This is a genomic window from Microcoleus sp. B3-A4 (assembly GCF_036705385.1).
Lineage (GTDB): Bacteria > Cyanobacteriota > Cyanobacteriia > Cyanobacteriales > Microcoleaceae > Microcoleus.
This window is the reverse complement of record NZ_JAUBUI010000016.1, coordinates 1-18,371: the sequence shown is the minus strand read 5'-3', so window position 1 is coordinate 18,371 and position 18,371 is coordinate 1. Positions and strand designations below refer to the sequence as shown.

General features: G+C 45.5%; 14 protein-coding genes. 8 read left to right on the top strand and 6 right to left on the bottom strand.

Features of this window, described 5'->3' with window-relative positions; genetic code table 11:
• Nucleotides 1-366: 366 nt before the first annotated feature.
• The gene (locus tag QUB33_RS09685; protein WP_333349818.1) at nucleotides 367-2,568 is read left to right on the top strand and encodes a tetratricopeptide repeat protein; all 2,202 of its coding nucleotides are present in this window, start codon (nucleotides 367-369) and stop codon (nucleotides 2,566-2,568) included.
• A complete protein-coding gene (locus tag QUB33_RS09680; RefSeq protein ID WP_333349816.1) occupies nucleotides 2,525-4,936 on the top strand; it encodes a tetratricopeptide repeat protein in 2,412 nt (803 codons plus the stop codon). The genes QUB33_RS09685 and QUB33_RS09680 overlap by 44 nt, the downstream gene beginning before the upstream one ends.
• A gap of 94 nt (nucleotides 4,937-5,030) precedes the next feature.
• Here QUB33_RS09680 and QUB33_RS09675 read toward each other — a convergent pair whose 3' ends face one another.
• Nucleotides 5,031-6,458: a protein adenylyltransferase SelO family protein gene (locus QUB33_RS09675; RefSeq protein WP_333349814.1), complete on the bottom strand. Its 1,428-nt coding sequence runs from the start codon at nucleotides 6,456-6,458 to the stop codon at nucleotides 5,031-5,033.
• 329 nt (nucleotides 6,459-6,787) lie between these two features.
• A complete protein-coding gene (locus QUB33_RS09670; protein ID WP_333349812.1) occupies nucleotides 6,788-9,196 on the bottom strand; it encodes a GH116 family glycosyl hydrolase in 2,409 nt (802 codons plus the stop codon).
• Between the two features lie 99 nt (nucleotides 9,197-9,295).
• Between QUB33_RS09670 and QUB33_RS09665 the strand changes: the two genes are divergently transcribed.
• Complete coding sequence (locus QUB33_RS09665; RefSeq protein WP_333349810.1) at nucleotides 9,296-10,345, top strand: DUF262 domain-containing protein; 1,050 nt, start codon at nucleotides 9,296-9,298, stop codon at nucleotides 10,343-10,345.
• Between the two features lie 23 nt (nucleotides 10,346-10,368).
• Entirely contained in the window at nucleotides 10,369-11,355 is a 987-nt protein-coding gene (locus QUB33_RS09660) for a hypothetical protein (RefSeq protein WP_333349808.1), read from the top strand.
• A gap of 28 nt (nucleotides 11,356-11,383) precedes the next feature.
• Here QUB33_RS09660 and QUB33_RS09655 read toward each other — a convergent pair whose 3' ends face one another.
• Nucleotides 11,384-11,941: a gamma carbonic anhydrase family protein gene (locus tag QUB33_RS09655; RefSeq protein ID WP_333349806.1), complete on the bottom strand. Its 558-nt coding sequence runs from the start codon at nucleotides 11,939-11,941 to the stop codon at nucleotides 11,384-11,386.
• Between the two features lie 106 nt (nucleotides 11,942-12,047).
• Here QUB33_RS09655 and QUB33_RS09650 point away from each other — a divergent pair, with 106 nt between their 5' ends.
• Both QUB33_RS09650 and QUB33_RS09645 read left to right on the top strand, forming a co-directional pair.
• A complete protein-coding gene (locus tag QUB33_RS09650; protein ID WP_015175878.1) occupies nucleotides 12,048-12,557 on the top strand; it encodes a TIGR02652 family protein in 510 nt (169 codons plus the stop codon).
• Nucleotides 12,558-12,758: 201 nt separating this feature from the next.
• On the top strand, nucleotides 12,759-13,196 hold the full coding sequence (locus QUB33_RS09645) for a VOC family protein (RefSeq protein WP_333140329.1): 438 nt from the start codon (nucleotides 12,759-12,761) through the stop codon (nucleotides 13,194-13,196).
• Nucleotides 13,197-13,642: 446 nt separating this feature from the next.
• On the opposite strand, the gene ctpB is transcribed toward QUB33_RS09645, so the two are convergent.
• The gene (ctpB, locus tag QUB33_RS09640) at nucleotides 13,643-14,962 is read right to left on the bottom strand and encodes a carboxyl-terminal processing protease CtpB (RefSeq protein ID WP_333349803.1); all 1,320 of its coding nucleotides are present in this window, start codon (nucleotides 14,960-14,962) and stop codon (nucleotides 13,643-13,645) included.
• Nucleotides 14,963-15,158: 196 nt separating this feature from the next.
• On the opposite strand from ctpB, the gene QUB33_RS09635 reads away from it, so the two are divergent.
• The gene (locus tag QUB33_RS09635; RefSeq protein WP_333349801.1) at nucleotides 15,159-16,004 is read left to right on the top strand and encodes a hypothetical protein; all 846 of its coding nucleotides are present in this window, start codon (nucleotides 15,159-15,161) and stop codon (nucleotides 16,002-16,004) included.
• Nucleotides 16,005-16,051: 47 nt separating this feature from the next.
• On the opposite strand, the gene QUB33_RS09630 is transcribed toward QUB33_RS09635, so the two are convergent.
• Nucleotides 16,052-16,621 (bottom strand): pseudouridine synthase, encoded by a 570-nt coding sequence (locus tag QUB33_RS09630; RefSeq protein ID WP_333349799.1) that lies wholly within the window; start codon nucleotides 16,619-16,621, stop codon nucleotides 16,052-16,054.
• 189 nt (nucleotides 16,622-16,810) lie between these two features.
• On the opposite strand from QUB33_RS09630, the gene wecB reads away from it, so the two are divergent.
• Nucleotides 16,811-17,923: a non-hydrolyzing UDP-N-acetylglucosamine 2-epimerase gene (gene wecB / locus QUB33_RS09625; RefSeq protein WP_333349927.1), complete on the top strand. Its 1,113-nt coding sequence runs from the start codon at nucleotides 16,811-16,813 to the stop codon at nucleotides 17,921-17,923.
• A gap of 18 nt (nucleotides 17,924-17,941) precedes the next feature.
• On the opposite strand, the gene QUB33_RS09620 is transcribed toward wecB, so the two are convergent.
• Nucleotides 17,942-18,371, bottom strand: a 430-nt coding sequence (locus tag QUB33_RS09620; RefSeq protein WP_333349797.1) for a transposase, incomplete at its 5' end; no start/stop codon positions are given.

The following is an 18,371-nucleotide window of genomic DNA, read 5'->3' as shown; positions in this document are numbered from 1 at the left end:
GACCTCCTGATTAATTGTTAAATTATACATATCTCATTGACAGAATAAACAATTTCAGCAATTTTTTTGTAAGATCTTAGAAGAGCGTCGCCGCCAAGCTTGACTTAGGTAGCCAATTCCATCGCCCGTTTGCTCAGTCAGTCGATTTTAGATTTTAGATTTTAGATTTTAGATTAACTCCACAGATGAATCGGGGAGGTTCAACTCTGGTCTAAAATTTTTGGAGGCTAACGACTCCTGTCGGAAAGCAACTATCCGTTTTTGGGTGGGAGTCACGGCTCGCTCGAAGTTAAATTACTCAGCCAAATATTTTGGCTATTCTGATTTCATGCGATAATGGAAAATTGATAGGGTAGAGGGCAAAGCATGATTGGTCAACTTCTAGACAGACGTTACCGCATCATTAAAGTCACAGACTCAAGTGAGGTGGGAAAAACTTATCTAGCAGCAGATACTCACCGTCCCGGGTATCCGCAATGCACGGTTAGAGAAATGCGGCTACCCGGCACAAGTTCGCAAACTCCAGAATTAGTCAAAGTTATATTTCAAAGAAACGCAGAAATAATTGAAAAATTGGGAAAACACGACAAAATTCCCGAATTATTGGCGTATTTTGAGGAAAATCAAAGTTTATACTTAATTGAAGAATTTATTGCCGGATCACCTTTAAGTCAAGAACTAATACCCGGTCAACCGTGGGATGAAGACCAAGTAATTGGTCTGCTATCAGAAATATTAGAAATTTTGGTGTTCATACACGAGAAAGGTTTCATTCACCGCAGAATTCAACCAGACCGAGCGATCCGGCGCGAGTCAGACGGCAAATTTGTATTGGTAGACTTTAGCTTAGACAAAGAAATTAACCCGGAACTTGCTAACTGTCATTTGTTGGCGCAAACTTCCCCGAACTCTGTTAAACGGCATGAGGCAAAAAAACAGGATTTGGCGGCCCAGGACTTATACGTGCCGATCGAGCAATTGAGCGGCAACCCCCGTTACAATAGCGACATTTACGCTCTAGGTACGATCGCCCAGCTTGCCGTGACGGGACTCTCACCCAACGAACTGAGTGCCTTAAAAAACAACAAAAGCCAAATTTCCTGGCGAAACCGGGCAACTTGTTCGCCTGCCCTAGCAGATATTATCGATCGAATGGTGCGGCCTGACAGCGAGGAACGCTATCAGGAGGCCGCCGAAGTTTTAGCAGACCTCCAACAACAAATCGCCGTAAAATTGGAGGTTGAGCCGCCGCCAGCCACAATCATCACGGACGCTATGAGTCAACCGCGAAGACAAAGCCAAACCAAACTGCTGCTGTTGGCTGCAACAGCGGCAGCTTTAATCTTGACGGCACTGATAATTTATTTGTGGCAGAGTCAAAGTCCGGCGAGGGCAAAAGAATTGTTAGCCCGCGGCGTTACCAAGGCGCAGCAAGGTGACACAACAGGCGCGATCGCCGATTATACTCAAGCCATCGCCCTGAATGCCGGCGATGCGGAAACTTACTACAAGCTGGCAAACGCTCGCTACGACATGGGCGCAACCGAGCAAGCAATACAGGATTACACGCAAGCAATTAAAGTCAATCCCAGCCACACCAAAGCTCTGTACAATCGAGGTATGGCCCGCCTCGACACCGGAGACAAGCGGGGGGCGGTGGAAGATTTCACCCAAGTAGTGCGACTCAATCCCAGCGACGGTGAGGCATACTCTAAGCGGGGTTTAGCCTACTACGATTTGGGCGACTACCGCACGGCAATTGAAGACTACACTCAAGCAATTCGGCTCAGTCCCAACGATGCTACAGCTTACAGCAATCGGGGTTTAGCTCGATCGGCCGCAGGCGACAAAACGGGAGCAATGGCAGATTTTACTCAAGCCCTTCAAATTAGCCCCAAACAAGCTGGCGTATACTACAGTCGCGGTCGAGCGAGGTTTAATCTGGCAGATTATCAAGGAGCGATGGAAGATTATACTAAGGCGATCGAATTGCAACCCGATCTCGCTGATGCTTATACCAATCGGTGCAGCGCTTACTTGAATTTGGCCACTTACGACAAAGCGATTGCAGATTGCACCGAAGGCATTCGCCTCGATCCAAAAGATGAAGCAGCTTACAACAACCGCTGCATTGCTTATCTGAATTTAAAACAATTTCAAAAGGCGAGCGAAGATTGCAGTTTGACCATCGGACTCAACGCCAACAATCCCAAACCATACAGCAATCGAGGATTAGCTCGATCGGCTTCGGGAGACAAGCAGGGCGCTGTGGAAGATTTTACTCAAGCAATTCGACTCAATCCCAGCGATGCAGTAGCTTACAGCAATCGCGGTACTATTTACTCAGAACTAAAAAATTACCCTTTAGCGGTTGAGGATTTCGCTCACTCGCTGCGGCTCAACCCCAATAATGCTAGCGCTTTTTACAGCCGAGGCCTCGTCCGCCGCCAACTCAAAGACCGTGCTGGGGCGATCGAGGATTTTCAGAAAGCTGCAACCCTCTTTCTAGAACAAGGAAGAGCCGATGGTTTCCAAAATGCACAAGCACAAATCAACGCTCCTAAATAAGCTATTAGTCGTTAGTCAGATGTTAAAAAAAGAAGAACAAAGGAAGAAGGAAGAAGGAAGAAGGAAGAAGGAAGAAGGCCAGATTACCAACTCCCCGTTACCAACTCCCCGCTACCAACTCCCCGCTACCAACTCCCAACTACCACCTCCCCGTTACCAATTCCCAATTTCCGATATGAACATGGTTGGTCAACTTTTAGACAGGCGTTATCGCGTAGTGCAAATTCTCAGCTCGGGTGCTTTCGGACAAACTTATTTAGCTGTCGATACTCGCCGTCCTGGCCACCCTCAATGTGTAGTCAAACAACTGCGCCCTCCCAGCAATACTTCCACAGTTCTTAAAACAGCTTACCGCTTATTTAAACAAGAAGCAGAAATATTAGAAAAGCTGGGAAAACACGATCAAATTCCATTTTTACTCGCTTATTTTGAAGAAGCAAATCAATTCTACCTCGTCGAAGAGTTTGTGCCCGGACACGCGCTAAATAGGGAAATTGTGGCCGGTCAACCTTGGCGGGAAGAACGAGTTCTAGATCTTTTGGAAGAAGTTTTACAACTTCTCGCCTTCGTACACTCTCAGGGAGTGATTCACCGCGATGTTAATCCCTCCAACTTAATTCGCCGCAAACCAGACGGCAAATTAGTTTTAATTGACTTCGGTTCGGTTAAAGAAGTTGCCAATCACGTCAGCGAGTACGATACAGAATTTCCGCGCACCATTGCTACCGGAACTCCGGCTTATATGCCGATCGAACAATTTCAAGGCAACCCCCAATTTAGCAGCGACCTCTATGCAGTCGGCATGATGGCAGTGCAAGCTATCACGGGTTTGCCCGGTACGGATTTGCCAAAATTGCAAAATCCGAGTCCTTCTCACACGGGGGAAATTGTTTGGCGAAACCGAACTCAATGTTCTGTTGGACTAGCAAATATAATTGACAAAATGGTCTGCCACCAATTTGGCAAACGCTATCAATCTGCGGACGAAGTGTTGGCAGCTCTCAGGAAGTTGAGACACCGCCCAGAGCAGGGAAATATGGCTCAAAAGAAAAGTATTTCTCCCCTGTTAATGTCTTCTAATAGTTTTTCGTCACGGGGAAGTCGGTTTTGGTGGCTGATTTTGGGGGGATTCGGGGCGGTGATAGTTATGATATTTCTGTTTAGTTATGCGAGTCGGCCGAATCCGACTAAAGCTAAGGAATATTACGAACTGGGAGTAGAAAAGTCTCGCAATCAAGATGCGGATGCAGCTTTGCAGGCTTTTAATAAGTCAATTCAATTGAATCCTAAAAATGCTGAGAGTTTTTACCAGCGCGGTAATGCTAATTATGATTTAAAAAAGTATCAAGAAGCAATTGCCGATTATTCTCAGGCGATCGCACTCAATCCTAAATATGTTCAGGCTTATTTTAACCGCGGCTTAGCCCGTCACGATTTTAACGACAAGCGCGGAGCGATTGAGGATTACACTCAAGCTTTGAATCTCCAGCCCAACGATGTTGATACATATTATGAAAGAGGAGTTGCTTATTTAGAACTGCAAGATTACAAGGTCGCTATTCAGGATTTTACAGAAGTAATTCGGTTGCAGCCGAACCTTGCTAAAGGTTATCATTCGCGGGGGTTGGCTCGTGCTGGGAGCGCAGATTTGCAAGGAGCGATTGGAGATTATACTGAAGCAATTAAACTCGATGCTCAGAATGTTGATGCTTTCTACAGTCGGGGGAGAGCTCGCTTTCACTTAGGAGATTATCAGGGAGCTTTGGCGGATTATTCTCAGGTAATTGCGATCGATCCCAAGAGTGGAGATGCTTACGCTAATCGTTGCAGCACGCAGTTGAATTTGGGAGCGCATCAAGCGGCCATTGACGATTGCACTCAGGCAATTTCGCTGAGCGATGAGGATGGGGTTCCTTACAACAATCGCTGCATTGCTTATTTAAATTTGAAGGATTATCCGAAAGCAATTGCCGATTGCACTCAAGCGCTGAAAGTGAATCCGAATGATCATAATGCTTTTAACAATCGTGCTTTAGCTCGCAGCGCTGGGGGTGACGCGCAGGGGGCGATCGCCGATTTTACAGCAGCAATCGGTTTCAATCCCAACAATGCTGAAGCTTACGCCAATCGGGCTAAGATTTACCAGCAGTTAAATAATTACAACAGTGCGATCGCCGATTACGTCCAAGCTATTCGTATCAGCCCTAATTATGCTGCTGCTTACTACGGTAGAGGCATGGTTCGCCGCTCCTTGGGAGACAAAGCAGGAGCCATTAGCGATTTAGAAAAAGCCGGCAAAATGTTTCTCGATCAAGGACTTACTGGCGGTTACAAAGATGCACAATTTGAGATTGAAAAGCTCAAGTAGTCATTAGTCAGTTGTCAGTTGTTAGTTGCTAGTTGTTAGTCAACAGTCAACAGTCAACAGTCAACAATGCCCCATGCCCCATGCCCACTTCCTTTTAAGAGTTTTGAAGTCTCTTCACCAACTCATAAAATGGTTCCCAATTATCCTCAATAGCAATGGCCTCCCACACAGCCTCAATCGTCGGTCTCAACAGCGATTGTTCGGGATTGTGCCTCCGCAAACAGTCGGCCATTTTGTCCATATCATCCGGGGACAAACTTTGCAAAACGTGATAATAAAACTGTCGCCAAGGTGCTATCAAGTCCGCCGGTTCCGCCTCGTTAAAAATTAGACTAGCATCATCTCGCCAAGTGCGATCGAACTGTCTTCGCAGTTCAAAAAAGAAATCGTGATACTCAACTTGAGACTCCGCCAGCATTTTAATTGTTACCTTTAACAACTCATCAGCATCAGCTTCTGGCAAATCCTCAAATCCCAATCTCTTGAGCATCAACTGCCGATAAGCTGCATTATAATAATCGCCAAACTTTGCCAAAGCCGCATCCATATCAGCTTGAGGAATCGCCGCTGCTAGCGGTTCCTGGAGCTTCTCTAAATTGTCCCTACAAATCAACGGTTGATTGCCGTAACAATAAAGACCAGAATAGTCAAAATAAGCTGCTGTAAATTCCGGCTTGTAAGTTGGGATAAAAGCGAAAGGCCCGTAATCGAAACTTTCTCCAGTAATTGACATATTATCAGTATTCAACACGGCCTGGCAAAATCCTGCTGCCATCCACTGAGCGACTAATTCAGCTACTCGCTTGACTAAATCTGCATAAAATAGCGCATATTTTTCGGCAGGCGAAACACCCGCATTACTTGCTTCTAAATGCAGTTCTGGATAGTAATATTGAATAACAAAATCTAAAAGTTTTTTAGTTAAATCCGGCCTGCGGATATAGTGCAATCTTTCAAAAGTTCCAAACCGGATGTGAGAATGACTGAAACGCACCATTACGGACGATCGCGTTGGAGATGGTTCGTCGCCCCGCCACAAACCCTCCCCCGTTTCAACTAAACTAAAACAGCGAGATGTCCGAACTCCCAACCGGTGCAAAGCTTCGGCGGCTAAAACTTCGCGAATTCCCCCTTTGAGAGTGAGTCTACCGTCACCGCCCCGCGAGTAGGGAGTGCGGCCGGAACCTTTCGTGCCGAAGTCGTAAAGTCTGCCGTCAGTCCCGCGAACTTGGCCGTATAAGAAGCCTCTACCGTCGCCTAAATTCGGGTTATATTGGTTGAATTGATAGCCGTGATAGCGAAGTGCGAGAAAAGGACGGACGCAGTGAAATTCGCCGAACGCTTCAATAAAATGTTGGTCGGTTACTTGTGCGGGGTCTAAACCCAATATCGGCAATAATTTGTCGTTGCGGAAGCGGAGAATATGCTGCGGAAAATCGGCCGCAGGGACTTCATCAAAATAGTCGCCGCCGAGGGATTCGAGGGCGGGTTCGTAGTTGAGGGAAAGTAAGGGATTTGACATTTTTCTATTTTATCTTGAAATTGGCTATCACTCCAAATTATATACGGGTAATGTGCGCGCTGCATTGGTGTCAACAATCGCCTCAAACCCTTTGTATTTCTCGTTTATAGCCGAGTTCGATCCCCCTCGCATCCCAGGGCTGTTTCATGCTCAAATGTTAGCATAGCTAAAGTTTGAGCATGAAACATTAATGTCTTCCTCGAACGCGAAAAATTTTTACGCTCAATTTTCTTGATAGGGGAATTAACCGTTTTCCTTGCTAAAAATTGGGTTGAAGGATTAAACTTTTTAAAGTTTAGTGGAATGCACCAGCTAATATACCTTTTTCCCTATTTAAAATTGGTCAATACCCCGTAAATCGCCCAAATCGCCATCGCCCGCAAATAGTGACTGGCCCGAAAAGTCCCCCCCGCCGTAATCGCTTCCGGCGTGCGAAACTGCAGCCCATTTTCATAAATCTGCTTCACCACCGCATCCGTCAATTTAAACGCTTTCTCCTCCATTCCCATCTGTACCAAAAAAGCGGCTAACCCAAAATTAATCCCCGTCCAAACTTCCAAAGGATGAGTCGCATTGGGATTTTCCGGCGAACCGTTCAGCATCACCCCATTCGCTGCACCGAACTCCCCCTCATTGAACTTCAAAAAGCAAGATTCATACACAGTTTCTAAAGCACTGACTGCACATTCTGGCGGCACAATATCCGGCAATCTTAATAGTTTCGCGTAAAATTGACCGCACAGTTGGTCGGCCATCACCACTTCGGAATTACTCTCGCTGTCCAAACGGTAATATTGACCGTTCCACAGTTTTTCTTGATAGCTCGGTCTTGCTTGGAGCAGCCAACTATGATATAATGCTATCTTTGCTTGAGGGTTAGGAATTATCTCCGGTGCTCCATCTTCTAAGATTTCGCCGATCGCGATCGCAGCCTCCAGCGCAGCCAACCACAAACCCCCGCAATACGCACTTATCCCCCGCATTTGCCAATCATCAAAAGTCTGATCCGGTGCTCCCGAATTCTCAGGAATTCCGTCCCCATCCTCATCAAAAGTTTTCAGATAAGCCAAAGCCTCAACAATTGCCGGCCAACACTCTTGCAAAAACTCACAATCTGTGCCGCCAGTCAACAGGAAATCCCGATAAACCTGCAACACAAAATCGCAAGGCAAATCCTTCCACAAATTGCAATCTTGATAGCTAGTATAATTCGTTTTCTCCCAAGGATGTTCGTTAGGAGCACCCAAATCGTGTGGCGTCGCACCGACAGCTTTTCTAATAGCCGAAGCTTGATTCCAGCCAATAATTCTCGGCGTATCGTCTCCTGCAGAAATTGCCCTAGCGAAGGCTAAAACCACCGACTTTTCCAAATCCGGCCACAGCATCAACAAAGCAAAAGAACCGTAAAGCCGCACGTCCAAACTTTCGTACCAGCGGTAATCAATGCACTCCAAAACAGCAAATTGACCCTTTGGATCGCGTTCGTCAGCCGCACTCCAAAGAGTACCACCGTCTGTCAGGGCGTATAACTCGTTAAACAGCGCCATTTTAAAACTATCTGACAAATCTTTCCGTTCTAAAATCGGTTTTTGCCAAGCTTCAATATTTTCGCGCCAAGTATCCGAATGCTTCATTGCAGTGCGAATAATCGGCCAAGCATTTTTGCCGTTGCGGCCGAAGAAATCCGTATAGCGGCGGTAGTACCAAACTCCCGATGCAAACTCAGTAACGGGCAAATCCCAAGCTATAATAAAGGGGATTTTGCGAGTTTTTCCCGGTCGAAGAGTAAAGCGAACTGCGATCGCACAAGCCAACTGTTCTCCTGCTGCAGCGGCTGTCTCGTCTCTGTCATCCAACAAGAAACCTTCAGCAGAGAAGTTGCGCCAAATATCGTCGCCATTCCCCGCCGGGTTCCAGCGAGTTTGATAGAATACTTCTACCGCTGGATTAGTAATAGTTGCGATCGCCCATTGTCCATCCCCCTCTTGCGGTTCGTCCTCAGCAGTCAACCGCGTCATCACGCAACCGATGCGGTGAAAATCTTCCACCAACAAATTCAAATTTCCGGCACTTTCTCCCCACCGGGGTTGATAGTCATAAAATGGACTGCCATCATCTCGAACCATCACTTTCGGCAACTTGTTGGCATTAGTAAACCAACCAACAATATTCTCCCAAGTCAGCATAATGCTGAGAGTAATCGGCGCATCTGTAGGATTGTGGGCTACCCATTCAAACATGGCAACTGGGTAACTGCTTTCCTGATAATTGTTAGGCAAAATTGGCGAAAATTGCTCGCAGCTTAATTGAGCATGAAACACATTTTCGTAAACAAACCAACTGCGCGGATACAAAGCATGATAATTCCCAGAGTTAGACTCTTCTCTTCTTCCTTTTTTTGGATACCATTTCCAACTCGATAAACTGCCATCGGTAGGCGGTTCAGTGGACAGTGCGAAAGCTTGTTTCTTGCCTTGAGTTTCTTCAAAAATGCTGAACTGACAAGCGGGCAAACTGCGAAAAATGTGCTCGCCGCCGTCAATGTGCCAGAGGTTGAAGTCGCCGCGGGACGATCGCCCGATGCAGCCGGCACCGAACCCGCCCAGAGGCATTCCGTGCCAGGGCCCGTCGTCTAGATTGCTTGCGTAGCGGACTGTATAGGGATTCTCCCAACCGAGGCCGATGGGACGTTTCCAGGTGTACGGGGGGATGTTTGCAGTAGATGTGCGATCGTTCATGATTTATTTTTATAAGCAAAGGCGATCGGCGCAAGTGTGGCAGAGCCTTAATAGTATATAATTGAAATTAACAGTTTACCCTACTGCGGAACAAATCAGATGAGTCGAGCCATTAATTTTCAAACTGTTTCTTGGTTTTGGGATCTCTACACAAGACATCTGCTTGATCTTGAGCCACCTTATCAAAGACGCAGTGTTTGGAATCAAGAATATAAAGACTTTTTCATTGATACTGTACTTAATGGATATCCTGCCCCTGCTATCTTTTTGTATCAAGAAATTACTTCGGCAGGTATATCAAAGTATAGTGTTGTTGATGGCAAACAAAGGTTATCTACTTTATTTGAGTTTGCAGAAAATAAATTTCCGGTGAGCGAACAAGCAACTTTGACAAGACTGAGAGGTAAATCTTTCAACGACTTAGAAATTGAAGTCAAGCAAAATTTTTGGAAATATCAGTTTGCTGTTGAATATGTCCCTTCCGACGAAGAAGGAATTATCAATGATATATTTAACCGTATTAACCGTAATGTTAGTAAATTAACACCTCAAGAACTGCGTCACGCCAGATTTAATGGCGGATTCATCACTACTGTAGAAGATTTAACTGACTGGATGGCTTCCATTCTCCCGCCCAACTTTCCCTCGATTCCTGCTAGGGCGAGAAACCAAATGAAAGATGTAGAGTTTGTGGCTTTACTTTTACTTTTTCTAGAAGAAGGAGTTAAATCTTATCGTCAGGATGATTTGGATAAAGCGTTTAACGATCGAGATTTAGCTTGGGAGGAGCAAGATGAAATAGAATCGGAATTTAAACAAGTGATTTTATCAATAAAAGAGTTATTAGATAGTTCCCCGAAACATATAAATTTATCTAAAACCAGACTCAAAAATCAAGCTGATTTTTATTCATTTTTTAGCGCAATTGCCGAACTAAATCGTGAAAACTTATTAAATATAACGGCCGATATCTGCCAGAGAATTTCCGATTTTATGGAAACTGTAAAATCTCCTGAATCAGCGATAAATCATGAATCTCAAGCCTATTATGATGCGATTACAACTTCCTTGGGTTCATCAGGAATTGAAAAAACTAAAACAAGAATTAATATCTTAAAATCAGTAATTTTAGGAAATACTAATTCCTAATGAATCTGTAAGACATCGAATTTATGATTTATCCTTCTATTTTAGACCGTCAATATCAACAATATCTTCCCTTGGTAAATAAGGTTGCGGAGCGAGTCAGAGAAACAATGCTAAATTTTTGTGACAGCAACAACGGATATGCGCTTACTTCTAGGATTAAAACTATTGAATCTTTAGCAGAAAAAATTGAGACAGGTAGATTTAAAAAATGGTCGGAACTAGATGACTTATTTGGTTGTACAGTCATTATCCCAAATTTATCACAAGAACAAGAGGTAATTAAATTTTGCAAAGATACTTTTCAGGTTGTTAAAATAGTAAAAAGAGGACAGAATAAAAAATCTCCAGATACTTTTAAATTTGATTCAACTAGAATTTATGCTCGATTAAAAAGCGTAGAGGATACAAATATCGATAATTTATTAAGTATTTATACTGTAATTTTTGAAATTCAAATAAAAAGTGCTTTTGAACACGCCTGGGCTGTTTCCACCCACGATTTGGTTTATAAAAGTTCGGGAATTGACTGGAAGAAACTCCGTTTAGCTGCACAAATAAAAGCGATTGTTGAACAGCTAGATACAATGATTCTGGCATTTGAACAAATATCTCCTGCTATACAAGAAAGCGACTATCCTGAAATTAAAAGAAAATGTCAAATAGCTGTTGCTACTCTAGAGCTATTTGAGCGAAACAAAATTCCCGAAGAACTTAAGCCAAAAGATATGACCCGTTTTTGCGAAAATTTATATGGTATTCTTGCCAGGAGTGGGAAAGATGACAAAGTTAAAGAAGTTATCAAATGTATTACAGAAAAAGTTAATTCAACTCCCCCCAAGGAAATTCCCCGAAGTATCTCTTTATTACAGTATTTTTTGGCTATTTTAGTAGAAGCAGGAATTATTATCTTGCCTTTAGACAAGTATTATTTTCACATAACATCAGAATTGCTTGCGCTTTATCCAATTTTTCAGGGCAGCGTGGCTTTGAGTTTTGAATACGAGCTTTAACTGTTGCATAAATCCTGCCTAAAAAACCTCATTCCTTCACCTCAGCAAATCCCAAATCAGTTCCTTTCCCCGCGTGAACCAGAGCCAACTTTTCGTAATGCTTAGCGTGTTCCACCAACTCGGCTGCTTCTTCCTCAGAGACATCCCGCAGGCGTTTGGCAGGCACTCCCGCAACTAGCGTGTGAGGGGGAACGTCCTTGGTTACAACCGCCCCTGCACCGACGATAGAGCCTCTGCCCACCCTCACTCCATCGAGGACGATCGCCCCAATCCCGATCAGGCAGCCCCGTTCAATGTAAGCTGAGTGAATCACGGCTCGGTGTCCGACTGTCACGAAATCTTCCAAAACAGTCGGTTTCCCCGGATCGCCGTGCAGAATTGCTCCATCTTGGATATTGGTACTTGAGCCGATCGCAATTCGCTCTATATCCGCCCGCACCACCGCCCCGTACCAGATACTAGCGCCCGCTGCCACCTCTACCCTGCCGATGACAATAGCGCCTTCAGCGACAAAAGCTGCTTGGGATAGATCGGGCAAGGGCCAATAGGAAGGAAGTGCAGGCAGAGGTTCGTTGAGATTGCTCATTAGTTGCTCGATCGTTATACTTCTAGCAGATTAGCTGGTTGTTGATACGGGATATAATAAAAGTATTTGGCACTTTTGCAGAGAAAATATGCTGGGACGCAAATAAATGATTGAAGTTGCCTTGCAATACCCGATGTTTGGCCCGGAAATTCAGTGTCCCCACTGTCGCCAAACAATTCCGGCTCTAACGCTCACGGATACCTATTTGTGTCCGCGTCACGGGGCATTTGAGGCAGATCCAAAAACGGGGGAACTGGTTCACCTTCAGTCTGGGCGGCACTGGCGCCGCTGGGAGAATGAATGGTATCGCCAGCACACGCACCCGGACGGGATTCGGTTTGAAATTCACGAAGCGCTCGATCGACTCTATACTCAAGGCTACCGAGCAACTCGCGTGATCGTTGCTCAACGCTATCGCGACTTAATCAGCGCTTATTTGGAACGCAGCACGCCTTGGCGCGGTCAGTCGGAATCGCCCCGGCCGAGGTTGTACGGTTTGCCTGTGGATTTTAGCCCCGAGCCTCAAGAGGACCCTTGCTGGGAAGTGATTAATTTTGATTTGGAAAAAGAGCCGGGAGTTCCGATTAGATATCCCTATTTTCGGTTGTTTGAATAAGTGAAGGAAGAAGGAAGAGGGAAGAAGGAAGAAGGAAGAGGGAAGAGGGAAGAGGGAAGAAGGCTCTATTGCTTTCGCGCTAAAGATGCGACCGTTTTTAATTACGAATTACGAATTTACCCTCTAAAATCTAAAATCCCAAGCCGGAATTCCTACTTCCCTTCTAAAATCTAAAATCTAAAATCTAAAATCTAAAATTGAATGCACCACGCCTCGATTCGCACTGCTAACATTCACCGGGCGATCGCCTTTTACGAACAGTTGGGATTTACTGTGAGCGATCGCTTTACCACAGGGTACACCCTAGCCTGTTGGATGGAAGGTCTCAACGGACGCATCGAACTAATCCAAATCCCGGAACCCAAACCCGCACCGGATGCTTTCGGAGACGAGCATTATGTTGGATATTATCATTTATCATTCGATTTAACTGAGGCGACAACTGACTTGCCTAGCTGGTTGCAGTCTCTGAAAGAGCGGTTTGAGGAAGCTGCTAAAGACCAACCAAACCAGTTTCAAGCTTTGAAAGTTTTACTAGAACCGACTCAACAGGCGATCGGGCAAAATGTTTACGAAGTAGCTTTTATTGCCGATACAGACGGTTTGCCCTTAGAGTTTATCCGGCGCATGAATGACTAATTAAGTCAGAGATAAACACTTCAGAAATTCCATCAGTTTGCATCTGTGTTCATCGGCTGATATCTGCGGTTAAAAAATCCCAATTCCACTAATTTTATTTAATCAGGATATCAATCAACAAATAACTAAGTAGAAGAAGGAAAAATGCTCATATAGCAAGCTTTTTAGCCATCTGTATCTTATGTTTAATTAGGCGAATTTACTTAAAAACCAATAATATCGTTTCCGGTTGCATCGGAATAATAAAATCGAGTCCACAGTTAACACTCAACCATTCAGTTTTTCGACCCCTCCTTCTACAGTAAACAGTCAACAGTCAACAGTCAACAGTCAACAGTCATCAATAATTCCGGTGGAACCGGAATTGATATAACTAATCAATAAAAACAAAACCCGCCAGTGCGGGTTTCATCTTAAAGCTAATTGTTAATAAGTGCTAATTTCAACTACTTCTTAGGAACAAGAGCCTCATTACCAGCCACGGGACGGGGAGACGAAGCGGTAGTTTTCAAAAGTACGATCGCCTGCGCGTAGCAAGGATCGTCCTGAGTCGCAACCAACATCGGTTTGTTAGCTAATTTCAACTTTTGTTCGTCGGTGACTTCCACCTTAACATCGGGAGTAACCCCCTTCTGGCTGATATCCGTACCGTTGGGAGTATAGTAGTGAGCGATCGTCACCGCCAATCCCGAACCATCAGCCAAAGAATGCACCGACTGCACCAAAGCTTTGCCAAAAGTTTGGCCACCGATCACAGTTGCGCGCTTGTTGTCCTTGAGAGCACCGGCCAAAATCTCGCTGGCGCTGGCCGAGTTGTCGTCCACGAGCACCACCAAAGGCTTGTCAGTGAGCGCAGTGCGATTTGCCTTCATTTCCTGAGAATCGCCCGCGCGATCGACTGTGCGGACGATCGCCCCTGTATCCATCCACATCCGAGCGATATCAATGCTCACTCGCAGCAAACCGCCGGGATTCCCCCGCAAATCCAACACAAAAGCGTCAGCTTTCTGAGCCGAGAGCTTTTTAATCGCCGCCTCCATTTGTTCGCCCGCGTGCGAGCTAAACTCTTGTAAACGGATGTAACCCACATTCTTACCGCCTTCATTCTTGAGGCTGTAGCGAACCGCGGCTACCTCTATTCTCGCCCGAGTCAGAGTGATGTCAAATTCGCTTTTGCCCTCACGAGCAATCCGCAGCGTGACTTTCGTACCTTCGTCGCCCCGAATTACCTGAGCCGCATCCGAGACAGTCATGCCTTTGGTAGTTTTGCCGTCAATCACCAAAATCGTATCGCCCGCTAGAATCCCTGCCTTGAGGGCCGGGGAATTTTCCATCGGCTCGACTACCCTAATCGCTTTCGTTTTCTCGTCTTCTTCCAGCCTCATCCCCACCCCTGTCAGTTCCCCGGAGGTCTGATTCGTCAGGGCTTCGTACTGCTTCGGGTCCATGAAGCGCGTGTACTGGTCGTTTAATTTCTCTAGGGCTTTGCGGAGAGCGGTGTAGGCAGCTTCGCGAGAGGTATAGTTTTTGCTCAAGAGTTCTTGGCGGGTCAATTGCCAGTCAGTCTTGTTAAAGCTGCCATCAACATACTCTCGGTTCACAATTTGCCAAGCTTCGTCTAAGACAGCTTTGGGGCTATCTTGAAGCTCAGCGCGGACTGATTGACTCAGCCCGGGAACGAGCAAAGATATCGAAGCGGTTGTTGCCATCGCCCCACTGAACAGGGCTGCCTGTAATTTAGAAAAGCGTCTGCGGGCTTGATTCATTGAATTTGGCTCAATTCGATTTTAGATTTTTGATTTGAGACTTTATATTGCTAAAAAATCTCAAACTACTACTTAAACTATTGTGTGGAGGCTCCACCATCCCTTTGGACAGTTTAACGAGATTTTTAGTCGATCGCCAACCAATTATTACTCTCTTTCAATAAACTTAATTTAAAACTTGGATTTATAAAGTGCCGTGGAAGCTAAAATCGAACAATTTTCGCGTAAGTGGTTGAGCCTGCTCGTTAATGGAGTTATCGGTCTAGCAGCGCTGGCGGGGGTCGTCGCCATGCAGTCTAGCGGGCAGTTGGGCGGGATGTCTTCAGTTGCCGTTCAGGGGCAAAAGCCGCTCTCTGGAATATCTGCTGCCAGTTTCAAGCAAGCCGCACAGCAAGAAGCGCAGCAAGAAGCCCTGCGGCTAAAAATGCTCAAAACTATCCCTAGTTTTGGGTTTGACAATTTAATTGCAGATTGGACATTTCTCAAATTTTTGCAGTATTTTGGCGACGACGAAGCGCGAGAGGTGACGGGCTACAATCTGAGCCAAGATTATTTTGACGTAGTTACGCAGCGCGACCCACGGTGGGTTGACATCTACCTGTTTCTTTCCACAGCTATTTCTTTTTATCAAGGAAAGCCTGAAACTGCTGTTAACTTTATAGAACGTGGTACTAGGGCCCTTGCCGTTTCGCCGCAAATTCATTCCCAATCATGGATAGTGTGGCGAACTAAAGGTCTTGATGAGTTGCTGCTGTTGGGGGATATTCCTGAGTCAATTCGCTCTCACGAAATGGCCGCTGATTGGGTGGAAGGAAGCCCGGAATGGCGGAAATTAGCGCCGATGTTTCGAGCAACTGCAGAGTATTTGCGCCGAGATCCCGATAGCGTGCCGGTGCGGTTTACTGCTTGGAGCACAGTTTATGCTCAAACAACTGATAAGGTGGTGCGTCAAAGGGCCAAACAAGCTCTTGTCAAATTGGGAGCTCAGGTGCAAAAAGATAAGGATGGAAAGGAGAGTTTTATTTTGCCGCCTCGAAAGTAGTTGACGGTTGACTGTTGACTGTTGAGTTTAATTCTCCAATCTAAAATCTAAAATTTCAAATCGGCTTGAGTTAGTTCGCGCCATTCACCGGGTTTTAGACCTTCCAAACGCAAATGCCCGATCGCACTCCTGACTAGCCGCAGCGTCGGAAACCCTACTGCTGCGGTCATCCGGCGCACTTGACGGTTGCGGCCTTCTGTGAGAGTCATTTCTAGCCAAGCTGTCGGCACGTTTTTGCGAAATCGAATCGGCGGTTCCCGGGGCGGCAAAGCTGGTTCTGCTGACAATAATTGCACTTTTGCCGATCGAGTCCGATAATCTTGAATTGTGACACCTGTCTGCAAAGCTGCGATCGCACTTGCATCAGGAATTCGTTCCACCTGCACCCAATAAGTGCGGGGATGAGCGAATTTCGGATCACTAAGTCGGTGCTGAAGGGGCCCATCGTCTGTTAGCAGCAACAAACCTTCACTATCGCGATCGAGCCTTCCTACTGCATAAATGTTAGGAATAGGAATATAGTCTTTGAGAGTGCTGCGTTTAGTTTCGCTGGAGTTGTCAGTGAATTGAGTTAAAACGTCGTAGGGTTTGTAAAAGAGAATGTAACGATAGGGCATGACAATTAACAATTAAAAATGTACGGGCTGGTTTTAATATTAAGTAAGTTGGTATAAACTAACATCTTGCACTAATGCCAATAATCCTGTCGGGTCGGGTTTCACCCCGAATAATTGCCTAAAACCCACCATCTCGAAAACCCGCCCCCACCGAACGGCAATATGAATAAACTTACACCTAATTTTACCATGCCCGAAGCCACTCACCGCGTTTGCATCGTCTTAGGGACTCGCCCGGAAGCGATTAAACTAGCCCCAGTAATTCAACTTTTCAAAAGTTCGCCAACCTTTGACACGCAAGTAATTTTAACCGGTCAGCACCGAGAAATGGTAGAGCAAGTAATGCGAATGTTCGATCTAAAAGCTGATCGGGATTTAGCAATTATGCAGCACGAGCAAACCTTGACGGATATTACATCCCGGAGTTTGCAGGGTTTGGAAGCGTTGTTTAAAGAATTGCAGCCCAAAATCGTTTTAGTTCAGGGCGATACAACGACTGCGTTTGCCGCTACTTTGGCTGCATTTTACCAGAAAATACCCGTAGGTCACGTAGAAGCGGGATTGCGGACAGACGACGTGTTCAATCCTTACCCGGAAGAGGCTAACCGACGGCTGATTTCTCAGCTCACACGGCTGCATTTTGCCCCGACAGCGCTGGCCCAAGAGAATTTAGGGCGATCGGGCGTTTTGGGAGAAATTCACCGTACAGGCAACACAGTAATCGATGCTTTGCTTTCTGTCGCCAAACGCGAACCAGAATGTAACATTCCTAACTTAGATTGGAACAAATATCGGACTATCTTAGCAACAGTTCACCGCCGCGAAAATTGGGGAGAACCTTTAGCAGGAATTGCGCGGGCATTTCTCCAAATCTTAGATAAATTTCCCGATACAGCCTTGCTCTTACCTCTACACCGAAATCCCACTGTCAGAGAACCTTTGCAAGCTCTTTTGGGCAACCACCCACGAGTATTTTTAACTGAGCCTTTAGATTATGCAGAATTAGTAGGAGCCATTCAGAGATGTCATTTAATTCTCACAGATTCCGGTGGCTTGCAAGAGGAAGCGCCTAGTTTAGGCAAACCTGTTTTGGTATTGCGAGAAACCACAGAAAGACCAGAGGCAGTTTCTGCAGGTACTGCTAAACTTGTGGGTACTAATTCTGATACAATTTTCACAGCAGCGGCAGAATTGCTCAGCAATTCCGAAGCATACAACGCAATGGCAATGGCAATTAATCCCTTTGGGGACGGTTTAGCCTCCTCGCGGATTTTGAAAATCGTTGAAGACTATTTTAGTTAGCTACAGCACTTTGCGTGACTAAGAGGTACAGTAACAGCAGTGAGCCAAATAATTTTCGATTTGCTTACTAGAACATAATTTCACTCCCAATTCCAAGAGTTTTTCCACAATCTGTACACTTCGAGGTACAAATCTCCTGAGCCATGCCTTTAATTCCCACCATAAATGTTCGAGCGGGTTAAATTCCGGTGAGTACGGTGATAAATACACCACACTTGCTCCTACTGCTTCGATCATTTCTTCTACCCCCTCTACCTTATGTACCTTCAAATTATCCATGACTAATACCGCTCCTTTCCATAATTTGGGAACCAGTTGTTCTTGCAAAAATTTCTTGAACTCCTCTCCATTCAGAGATTTTTCCCTTGTGTTCATGGCGATTACCTTCTTATTGCTTATTGCACCAACTACTGTCACCCTACTTCCTCTATAAAATGGCTTAATATCG